This is a genomic window from Maribellus comscasis, assembly GCF_009762775.1.
In the GTDB taxonomy this organism is placed as follows: domain Bacteria; phylum Bacteroidota; class Bacteroidia; order Bacteroidales; family Prolixibacteraceae; genus Draconibacterium; species Draconibacterium comscasis.
On sequence record NZ_CP046401.1, the window covers coordinates 7,194,683 to 7,205,948 of the forward strand.

Annotated in this window: 6 protein-coding genes; all 6 read right to left on the reverse strand. The window is 39.5% G+C overall.

Annotated features, from left to right (window positions below; translation table 11 throughout):
• Positions 1–10: 10 nt before the first annotated feature.
• Entirely contained in the window at positions 11–1,480 is a 1,470-nt protein-coding gene (locus GM418_RS28805; RefSeq protein ID WP_158871484.1) for a carbon starvation CstA family protein, read from the reverse strand.
• Between the two features lie 144 nt (positions 1,481–1,624).
• Positions 1,625–2,401, reverse strand: coding sequence for a glycoside hydrolase family 16 protein (locus GM418_RS28810; RefSeq protein ID WP_158871486.1), 777 nt, complete (start codon positions 2,399–2,401; stop codon positions 1,625–1,627).
• Positions 2,402–2,569: 168 nt separating this feature from the next.
• A complete protein-coding gene (locus GM418_RS28815; RefSeq protein WP_158871488.1) occupies positions 2,570–5,659 on the reverse strand; it encodes a glycosyl hydrolase in 3,090 nt (1,029 codons plus the stop codon).
• Positions 5,646–7,202, reverse strand: a complete 1,557-nt coding sequence (locus GM418_RS28820) for an arylsulfatase (protein WP_158871490.1) — start codon at positions 7,200–7,202, stop codon at positions 5,646–5,648. The genes GM418_RS28815 and GM418_RS28820 overlap by 14 nt, the downstream gene beginning before the upstream one ends.
• 86 nt (positions 7,203–7,288) lie before the next feature.
• Complete coding sequence (locus GM418_RS28825; RefSeq protein WP_158871492.1) at positions 7,289–9,109, reverse strand: FAD-dependent oxidoreductase; 1,821 nt, start codon at positions 9,107–9,109, stop codon at positions 7,289–7,291.
• 175 nt (positions 9,110–9,284) lie between these two features.
• Positions 9,285–11,234 carry an early set domain-containing protein gene (locus tag GM418_RS28830; protein WP_158871494.1) on the reverse strand — a complete coding sequence of 650 codons (1,950 nt, stop codon included), beginning with the start codon at positions 11,232–11,234 and terminating at the stop codon, positions 9,285–9,287.
• Positions 11,235–11,266 lie beyond the last annotated feature (32 nt).

An 11,266-nucleotide genomic window follows, 5' to 3' on the forward strand; every position in this document is an offset into this window, starting at 1 on the left:
TGAGTATAATTTAGAGTTTTGTATTTGTATCGCTCAACACTTGTTTGAGTTGATATTTAGGCCAGTCTAAAACTTTAAAGTTTATTAACAGCAACCACCCGCATAATGTCAAGGCGACAATTATTCCAATAGTATAAGAAATCACGTAAGAAAGTTGAAAACCTTCCGGTGCAATTAAAATATAGGTTATTACAACTGCTGTCATAAAAGTTGCAGGAATCAGAACGAACCAAAAGGTTTTACCATTTTTAAGCATGTATACAACTGCTGCCCATAAAACAATCGTTGCCAGCACCTGATTTGACCATCCAAAATAACGCCATATAACTGCAAAATTAACCCGTGTGAGAGCCAGCGCAATTATAAAAACCGGAATGGTAATTATCAAACGCTTAATTAATTTTTGCTGATTTATTTTAAACGAGTCAGCTATGGTCAGCCTTGCACTTCTGAAAGCAGTATCGCCGGAAGTAATTGGGGCCGCCACTACGCCAAATATGGCAAGAATACCGCCAATCCTGCCCAGCATTGTATTACAAATGATATTTACAGCCCATGCTGCATTGTGTCCCTCTTCTGCCATCGTTTTACCCAATTCACTAACTCCGCCAAAAAATGCCATTGCTACAGCTGCCCATATTAAGGCCACTATCCCTTCAGTAATCATAGCTCCAAAAAATATTTTCTTCCCAAGCAACTCATTGGTGACACATCTTGCCATTAAGGGCGACTGAGTAGAATGAAAACCTGAAATAGCCCCACAGGCAATGGTTATGAACAACAGAGGAAAAGCAGGGAAGTCATCTGGTGAAGCGTGTAAATTTGCAAAGTTCTGAGCGTTTAACTCTGGTATCCTGTAATCCCCAAAAAGCAGGGATATAAACAATCCAATAGCCATGATTAACAATGAAATCCCAAATAACGGATATACTTTCCCGATTAACTTATCAATTGGAATCATAGTGGCCAAAATATAATAAATGAAAATTGCAGCAATTAAAATGGCTACGTTAATCCCAGTTAGTTCGTGCATGATGGTTGCAGGACCTTTTACAAAAACTACCCCGACAAGGATCAACAAAACAACTGCAAAAATTCTCATAAACTGCCTTACCCCGTTCCCCAGGTATTTGCCAACGATTTCAGGGACACTTTCTCCATCATGTCTGATTGATAACATCCCGGAGAAATAATCGTGCACAGCTCCTGCAAAAATACACCCAAATACAATCCACACAAATGCAATCGGCCCCCACAAAGCACCAGCAATAGCTCCAAAAATCGGGCCTAAGCCAGCAATATTTAAGAACTGGATAAGAAATATCTTTCCGGTTTTAAGCGGAACAAAATCAACACCATCCTGTTTAGCGATAGCCGGTGTCTCTCGGTTTTTATCCGCACCAAATTTTTTTTCCACATAAGTTCCGTACAGGAAGTAGCCGACAATTAATATAAAAATGCAAATTAGAAATGTTATCATAGTTATCGGGTATTATTGGTATCAATCTATTTTTTTGTAATCTTTTTACCTTTAGTGCCATTTTCAACATTACACCAATGGCACCCTCGGGTTATTAGAGGTTTACGCCCGTTTTATATTTTAAGGCAGTATCATGTTTCAAACCTATTTATTAAACACTTTAACATAATCAATCTCCATGTAAGTTCCATCGATTTCATCGCTTACTTCTCCCGCCCATGTTATAATGGCCAGACTTAACAGAACAGGAGCAGGAGAATGACAAAATTCATTTTTCGCTCTACGGATTTCCTTTCCGTCCAAATAGTAAATTAATTCCTGCTCATTCCATTCCAGACCAAATGTGTGGAAGTCTTTCGAAAAGTCTGTTTGATCAAACTGAAACGTTTTGTGAAAAGAAGGATGTATTTTTTTCCCATCTGAATTGACCGTTATATCGGACCAGTTATGAATGTTTGTGTTCACTTCATTGGGATAATGACCTTCATTTATGTCAATCTCAAATCGTTTCCCTGTTGACGGTTCAGAAGCAGAAGACCTTGTCATCAGCCAGAATGAATTATTTGTTCCGGTCTCTGAAGCGTAGCGGTAACGACACTCAAAATAACCGTAGCGGAAATCTTTTCTTGTCCACATACTGGCAGAAGTCCAATCTTGTCCACCTCGCGATTCTTTGTGATTTACCAGTCGTACTGTTCCACTTCCAACTTCAATATTTTCCGGCCAACGGCTGCACAATATATGTCCGCTTGGACCATTCTGAGATTCCCACACCTTTAATAATTCTTCTCTGTTTGCGTAGTCAAACTCGTCTTCCCAAACTAACTCCCGTTCTTTTGTTTCGGGCAAATTATTGTCCTGCGAACATGCAAACTGAACTATTCCCATACAAAATATGCTTATTAAAAAAAGTGTTCTCATTGTTGTTTATTTTTATTGGTAAAAAATGAATAAATAAAGTCTCCCTTTTTTAGTACCTGATTCAGGTATTGGCAACATTTCAAAATCAAAATATCTTAAAATCCACAATAGGATGATAAAAAATTGACTTTTCATACGCACTAAACTGATTATATCTCTTTACTATTATTACCTTACTTCTACTTTTACCTTCGAAATTAATTGTACAGGTCCGATTAAGCCCGAAGGAACTAATTCTTTGTTTTTCAAATGTTCCCATTTCCATCCTACAAAAGCTTTACGACCAGTAGGACTCTCTTTTCCTTCAATTACCCAATCGGGAATTTTAGCTAATCCCATCCCTTTTGCCGTAGAGCCAGTATTGGTGGTCCATTCACAATCTTCTGGTAGTTTCTGGTCTCCAATTACACGGTTTACCCAAAGGTTAGCCACATTTATTTTAAGAGCATTTTCCCCTGTTTTTAACGCACCTGTAATATCTATAACAAAAGGGCGCTTCCAAAGTACTCCTACTGATTTCCCATTAACAAATACTTCGGCTGCCACATTTACTTCACCAAGGTCCAAAATCATTTTTTCACCCTGATTCAATTCATCAATATTTATTTTATTCTCGTAAGTAATTGTTCCCGAAAAATATTTTACGTTCGCCTCATCGTACTTTGCGAGATCTACTAATTCCTTCAAAATTACAGGTTCCGGAGCCCCACTACCATCAAAAGAAACATTCCAGGGTGCTGTTAGCATGTATTCTCCAACTTCTTTTGCCGGGGTGAAATTATTGGCACTATTGGCACTCTCCTCTTTTATGGCCTGGCGGAATACAACAAAAACAGAACCGGCCTCCTTCATTCTCAATGTTACCTCCATTCGCCCGTCTGCCAATTTTTGATATTCGGGTGCTATAATTATCTCACCGGTTTCAGCATCCCATAATTCAGGTAATTTATCTGCTACTCTAAATTTAGCTTTTATAGTTTTGGCTTTGTTGTGTTGGTTACTAACAAAATACATGTCTGTTTGAGCAGTACTCCGATGGATAAACTCAACACCATTTCCAGGGAACAAAGCTCCTTCATATTGCCCGGCATCATCCAGGGTAAAATCAAAATCAGGCAAAAGGTTACAATCCGCACATGCATCCAAAATGTTTGCTGAGGCATAAACCGTTCCTTTTCCATAGCTATTTTTATATTTTATTTTACCATCTGATTTTCCCCAGATTCGGGAAGTAAGGATTTGCTGTTCAGCAAGTGCTGAATCTGCATTATTCAAGCCGGGAACACATGTTGGTTTATTAGCAACAACAACGGCTCCTTCATTAATTAATTTTTCCAGTGTTTTCAAAACTTCCGGTCTGGTATGATCTGAATTCATTACTACAAGAATTGCATACTCCAGTCCGTTAGGCAATACTAGCTTTCCACCCTTAACCTTTACTGTTTCAAGAATATCCCTGTTACAAAAATCGTAATCGTAACCATAAGGTACAGAGGGGTGCAAATCTTCTCTCAATTCAGGATCTACAGGTGCGTCTTCACCAACATAGTACAAAACATCACTTTTGGGATTCCCTGCTTGAAGCATATACTGACAACGAGCCATATAATCAAACCAGGGTTTGGCATATTTCCACCAGGTATTGTGTCTGTTGAACAGAGAGCCATACGATCCCAAAACCAATCCGGGTTCTTGGCTGAATGGACTGTTTGTATATCCATGCAACCAAAACTGATTAATGCCTTTACAATAAAACCAGTCTCCCTGTGCTTTTATATCGCGGGGGTTAGTTTCAAATATTTTTCCCGGAGAACCTGTAAATGCTTCGGCACCTACTATTTTTCTGCCATAGGTGTGTGCAGAAGAGGAAGACAATTTGGCAATTCCACCGAGGTTGCTCGAACTATTTGCCCAAAATTCAGAAGCCGGAACATCTATATATTTACCGGTGGCAAAATCATCGGTATTTCCAAAGTTTCCATATCCCTCGGCAGCAAATCTTACTCCGTTATCATGAGCCAGAGTCTGAAAACGTTTGTAGTAATTATTAATAATCATGTTACTGACCGTTTTTCTAAAATCCCATAAAAATTTTTCTGTAACATCGGTACTTTCAACCACTCTTCCCGTAATTGCAGGTAAATATTTGTGAATATCATACCCCCTCATTTTGTTAAAACTGTTCTCAAAACCTTTTGTCCAATTCTGATGACCAGCTTCGTAGCTATCGATGGTTACAGATGTTATGGAACTTTTTTCTCCCTCTTCTCCCGCCTCAAGCATCCTTTTTACCGATTCTTTCCAATGAAAGTCCACCGCTGCTGCCGACATTTTATCTACTTCGAGCCCCTTACCTCCTTTAGGAGCAGGATGATTTGAACGTCCTGTTGGCTGATAACCGACACGCAATATTGTCCAGTCACCTTCAGGCACATCCCACCGCAAATTCCCATCCTTATCCAGGTTGTCAGTCAAATCAATCATATCGTCCATTTTTACCACATCTTCATGTGGAGCCTGTCGTTTATCTTTTATATATCTCGCCATTTTTGAATAGCCGGCTTTTTCCCACCAACCATCGATGCGATAAGGGTTACCTGCTATCTCTCCCTTTGGAGTAGGAAAAGCCAGTAGTGCAATGTCGTGGTAGTAGCCTTTTACATATTCGCGAGGCATATAATAGCGTAAATTAATTATAGTATCACGCTTCATATCGCGTTCCAGTCCTAAAGCCGGTTTTGGAATACTTAGTTTTTCATCAAACTTCAACGGCCCTTTAAGCTGTTTTTCTGTCCATACGACCTCTTGCATAGCGTTTTCAGGTGTGTTCCATGGGCCTCCGGAAGCCGACCAACCCGGACCGTTCATTACCCCCATTTCCAAACCTAATCGTTTAGCTTCTTTTTTGGTATGAATAAACATCTTCCACCATTTATCGCTATAATAAATTACCGAACCGGGAGGTGTTCCCTCCGCTGCATTAAAAACACTGAATCCACCAATCCCCGAAGCTTTCATGGATTCAAGGTCTGTCGTAATGCCCTCTTTTGTCAGGTTTCCATTCAACCAATGATACCACACCTGTGTTTTTGCCGAATGAGGTGTTTCTTTGAAATAGGCCTCGGACCATTCGCAGTCTTCCGTGATTAGATTATTGACATCTGCATCCAGTGACGGAGTATACGTACATCCCAAAAATGCCAGAAGGACAAACATAAAAGGTATTTGCTTTATTATTTTTGATTTAATGGTTTTCATTGTTACTATTATTTTTATTTACAGGCCAGGGTTTTAAACCACATTGCTCTGCCCAATGATTAAACTGGTTCTTCAAAGAATCGGCTATAACCTTTTGTTTATTGATAAGGTTATTTAATTCGGTCGGATCCTTTTTTAAATTGTATAATTCCCAATTAAGATTATGTGTCTTAACAAGTTTCCAGTTTCCAATCCGGGCGGCCTGATTTCCCTGGTGTTCGAAAAACATAGTTTTATTTGGTTTCTGTTTTTCGCCATGTACAAGTGGCATGATGTCAGTACCTACCAAAGGCACCAATTCCTGTCCCTTCAGCCTTTTAGGGTACTTCGTCTGTGTCAGTGACAATATGGTTGGGAAAATATCAGTAATGTGTACTGGTTCGTGCGACAACCTTCCGACAGACTTAATTCCCTTTGGCCAATGCACAATCAACGGTGTTATTATACCACCTTCATGCGTAAATGTTTTGTATTTCCGATAGGGTGTATTACTTACATTACCCCAATTTTTGCCATATGCAGTCCAGGAGTCGCGCGAGCCCAATTCGGCTTCGGGAAAAGCGTTTAAATTCGCATCTGTTCCGCCGTTATCCGAAAAAAATAAGATTATGGTATTGTCCAGTTCGCCTTGTTCTTTGAGCATAGAAACCAAGCGACCAATATTTTGATCCATTCGGTCTATTTGTGCTGCATAAATAGCCATTTTCAAATCTTCTTTTTCCTTGTCTTCCAGCGAATCCCACTCATCATAATCAGGTGTCGAAAGTTTTGTAGTTGCTTCAATAATTCCCAGTCTTTTTTGTTTCTCAAAGCGTTGTTGGCGATAAAATTCATAACCTTTGGAATATTTCCCCCGGTATTTGTTAATATCCCCAGGCCATGCCTGTAGGGGGAAATGTGGGGCTATATAGGCGAGATACATAAAAAAAGGCTTGTTGTCTGTTATAGCCTCCCGGGAAAACTCAATGGCATAGTCGGTAAAAGCATCTGTAGAATACCAGGTAGAATCAGGAGTCACCAGTTCTTTATTCAAATAAACCTGTCTGTCGCGACCAACGCAGGGATAGAAATAAACACCTCCCCCTTTGGGAATTCCATACATCCTGTCGAAACCACGTGCAAGCGGATCGTATTCTTTTTCATGCCCTAAATGCCATTTACCAAGCATAATGGTGCGATAATTATTTTTCTGTAAGACCTGAGCTATGGTCACAACATTATTCCTAAAACGCCCCTGATATGCCGGGTATCCCAAATCGCTGTCCATGTGGCCATATCCAGCCTGGTGCTGATATAATCCAGTGAGCAAACTGGCACGTGTAGGACAACAACGAGAAGTGTTGTAACAATTTGTAAACAGCACTCCACTTTCAGCCAATGCATCTAAATTTGGTGTTTCAATTTCAGAACCCGTGCACCCAATATCTGAGTATCCCATATCATCTGCTAAAATGACTACAATATTGGGGCGCTTCCTCTGTGCAAATATTGTTAAACACAACATGAGAAGTAGGATAATTGTGGTCAATCTTTTTTGTATCATACAATTATATCTTTACTTTGGTAATTTTAATTTATCCGGTTTCTTACTATTTACACCTGAAGCCCCGAAAACAGGAATTATATCATCTATTTCGATGGGATTCCTTCCCATAAAAAGGATTTTAGAATATCAAGGTACTTTTCATAAACCTCTCTCGGATTACATTCTTCTTCAACACAAATTTTTGCAGCCATTCCAACCACTTCGCCCATCATTCCGCCGGTGCGCATTACCCGAACAACTCCCAATGCTTCATGCGTTACACTAATATCACGACCTGCCATAAAAAGATTCTTTATATTTTTTGAATACAAACAACGATAGGGTACCCAATAAGGTACTTTGTATTTTTCGTGGTGGTCGTAAGAGATAAAACCATCGCCTTCGAAACCTTTATAATAAGGTTCGAATGGTAAATGCAAGTCCAGTGACCAGGAAGTTGGCACACAACCATCTTCGTACTTTTTGTCGTTTTGAATGTCTTCAAAAGTAAGCATAACATCGCCTAATAATCTGCGTGATTCGCGCAGCCCGGAAATGTGAGCCATCCAGTTAAATCTATGTTTTGGGTATTGATTGTCCACATTCTTAAGACAATCCCAGGCACCAAATGCTGCACGAAAATTCCAATCGCGAATGTACTCTCCTTCTAAAATCGGATCATGATCAAAACCACTTTCCCAAAACCAGGAGCCCATTGCCTTCAAACCTAAATTTCCATAAACTCCCTTGTTATCGCCTCTTCCCGGAAATGGTTTGTCGGATAAATCGAGTGCCCAAGGACACTTTGGGAAAGCTTGCTCCGTTTCGGTTTCAATAAAATTAAAGAGGTTGCAACGTCCCATGTGCCCTTTTTCAGTCATTTGGAATTCAGCTCCGGACAACGCTCCAATTGATCCATTTCCTGTGCAATCGGCAAAATACCTTCCTGTAATTTTTATTCGTTCACCAGTCTTTATGTTTTGGGCAAAGACTGCTTTTATTTCATTCTTTTTAGTTTCTGTTTTGTTGGCATGAAAGTTAAGGAAGAGTGAAATATTTTTTTCATTTCTAACCAATGTTTCCTTCCTATCATCCTCGTAATATTCGCCTTTGTTTTCAAGCCCGTAATGGCCTTTGTTTTTTTGCTCCAGTTCATTTACAATATTTCCAATTTTGGGATAGGGTTCAAAGTTTACTTTTCCACCCAGCCACACCCGAACCTCCGAACTATTGTTTCCCCCCAACACCGGACGGTTCTGAACCAAGGCAACCTTAAGACCTAAACGTGCACCGGAAATGGCTGCACAAATTCCCGCGATGCCTCCACCGACCACGACCAGATCAAATTCCCCCTGGTCTTTTACTTCTGTGAGTGCCCCCGTTTTTTTACGAAATTTCTCTAACTTTTTTAACGATTGAGGAGGAACAAAATTTTTACGTGCTGTAATACAAATCGCATCGCAACGGCCTTCAAAGCCTGTCAGATCGTGCAGCACAATTCTATGCTTCCCTTTTCTCAATTGAATACTTCCCCCGGATTGCCAGTGCCATTCTGCTTTTCCAGTGCCAAAAGTTGGTTCCAATTTTTGGCCATCAATCAACACTTTAAATTTTCCGGGAAAACCTGTTGCCTTTTTTGCCTCTGATACCCCTGTCTTTTTCCATGGTCCAACCCAATCCCGTGTTCGCACCCAAACATAATATTTATTTGGTTGTTGAATTTCGAAAGTTGTTTCTGCATCAGCAACCGGATTACCTAGTCCGTGAGCCAATAAAAAAGGCGAGCCCATTTCGTCCATAAATTGCTGGTCGATTACCCAGCCACCTCTGTTTTGAAAAGATTCGGTTTCTAACAAAATCACTTTGTCGTGCCCAACAGCATGAATAAAAAAACAAATTAGAAAAACAGACATAAACGATTTCATGATTTTGCTTTTACAATTAAATAATAACTTCGGTTACTTTTACTTTTCGATTTTCAGGAAGATATAAATGGACAAAACCGTATTTCGATGTATGATTCATTAAAGCTCAAAATAAGTTTCACTAAACGAAAAAAACCTGGAATCAGATTAAATCAGACCAATTCCCATATATCTCCTAATTTGATATATTTACAACAGCTTCTTTTTCCAATCCTAAATAACCGTATCTTACTTTTATCATTTTTAAATCTTCATTTTGAGGAACTTCAAACTGAGTTGTAAACACGCCTGTGTTTTCTCCCGTCTCAGTAAGAGTTAGTTTTTTTACATTTCCCAAACCATCATCAATTTCCACCCATCCGGTATCTTTTTTATCCCAGTTCTGATTTAATGCAGCTTTAAGTTCAATAATAATTTTTTCACCAGATTTTACATTATATCTTTCATTATTATAGTCTGTGTCAAAAATCTTCAAATTATGACTTCCTATCGTCGAAAATGTAAGTGTTGCCATCCATCCACGGTTAGAAATACACCAGCCTTCTGTAGCATAGGCATTTTTACCAAAAACCTGCCCATTATTTTTCCCTTCAACTTCTTCCACAGTTTGAGCAATCGGAAACTGGTTATCAAGAGGGGAACCATCTAAAGTTCCGCGAACCAAACCCAATTTTCCATAACCATCTGGATGCGATTGAGGCCATCCGTTTTCTATTCCCTCCCAGTATCCGCCAATTTTTACGCGTTCAGTACTTTTGTTACTAAGGTGAGAGCCAACAGGATTAACTCCAAAAACAAAATCGACTTGTGCCCACCCCAGGTCCCTCAGTTTTTGATCGCCCAATATATGAGCTGCCGCAAACATTGAGCCCCCTAATGCAGGAGTTCCGCCTAATTCCTTTGTTCTGGCATGTGCCCACTCTGTTTCGCTGTGTTTTCTGTATTTCCAGAAATTATTGGTTTTTTGTTTCATATGAACAGCCCAGGCAGCCAGTTTTTCTTTTGTTCCCACGGGCGCATTTTTCGGTGCTACCAACAAAAAATATGCAAGAGCCTGTGGAGTAATGTGTTCGGCATTACGAATCCACCACATGTGTCGCGGATTGTCAAAGTCCCAATTTGTAATAATATCCTGAGCACTTTCCTGCGCATATTTCAAAAATTTATCGGGATTGCCTTTCTTTTCATTTTTCTCACATAGATACATAAATAGATTACGGAACACGGATTGACCGTAAGCATTGCCCATTTCATTAAACTCCTGAAATCCGGCATCTACCCATTTAACACTATATGTCCAATAACGAACAACTTTATCTCGCTCGTACTTTTCCCATTTTTCCAAACAAACCTTTCTGTATAGCTGATATTTCTCTTCGGATAAAAAAGGTTTTAAAAATGAATGATATGCAGCACAAACAGCCGCCAGTTGGTCAAGCGAATTCCAATAATCGTAGTTCATCCTTGGTTCACCTTCGTAACCTAGAGAACCATGCCGATTGGCAACCGGCCCGTTATAGTCGTGATATTTATAAGCAAATTCAGCATGCCACAGAATTAACTCAATAAGGTCAGCTATTTTATCATCTCCCATTTCCGTTGTCCAATTATCAAAAAGTGCAGGATTACTGGAATAATACAAAATTTCGAAAATTGTTTCCAATCCATATAAACCACCGTCGCGAGATGGTCCTCCACCGTAAACTTTTGTCATGTCATATTCATCCAGATTATCAAATCCGCGAACGTCAACAAAAAAATCGTATGCCAGCTTTGCCGAAACTTTTTCCATTAAATGGTCTGCAATCCAAAAAGGAGCTGACTTTCCATACCCCTCAACTTCAACCAGATACTCCGTTCCGGAGGAGCTAGGATTTAATTCAGTAAACCACCCCTCGTTGTTCAGCATTTTGTCTTCAAAAACTACTTGATTGGTTTTAATATTAATAATTTTAAACGGAGTATTATCAGGTGCTCCATAGCACACAAATCTTTTTGATTCTCCCAGGTTATAACCGGCTTGATTGACATAAGGGGCATATTTATCTTGTGCAAGACAAACCCCATTGCTCACAAACATAAAAACAATATAATACAGAACTGAATACCTAATTTTTTGATTCATCGTGTCGTTCTTTTACCAAATTTTTAATTCTC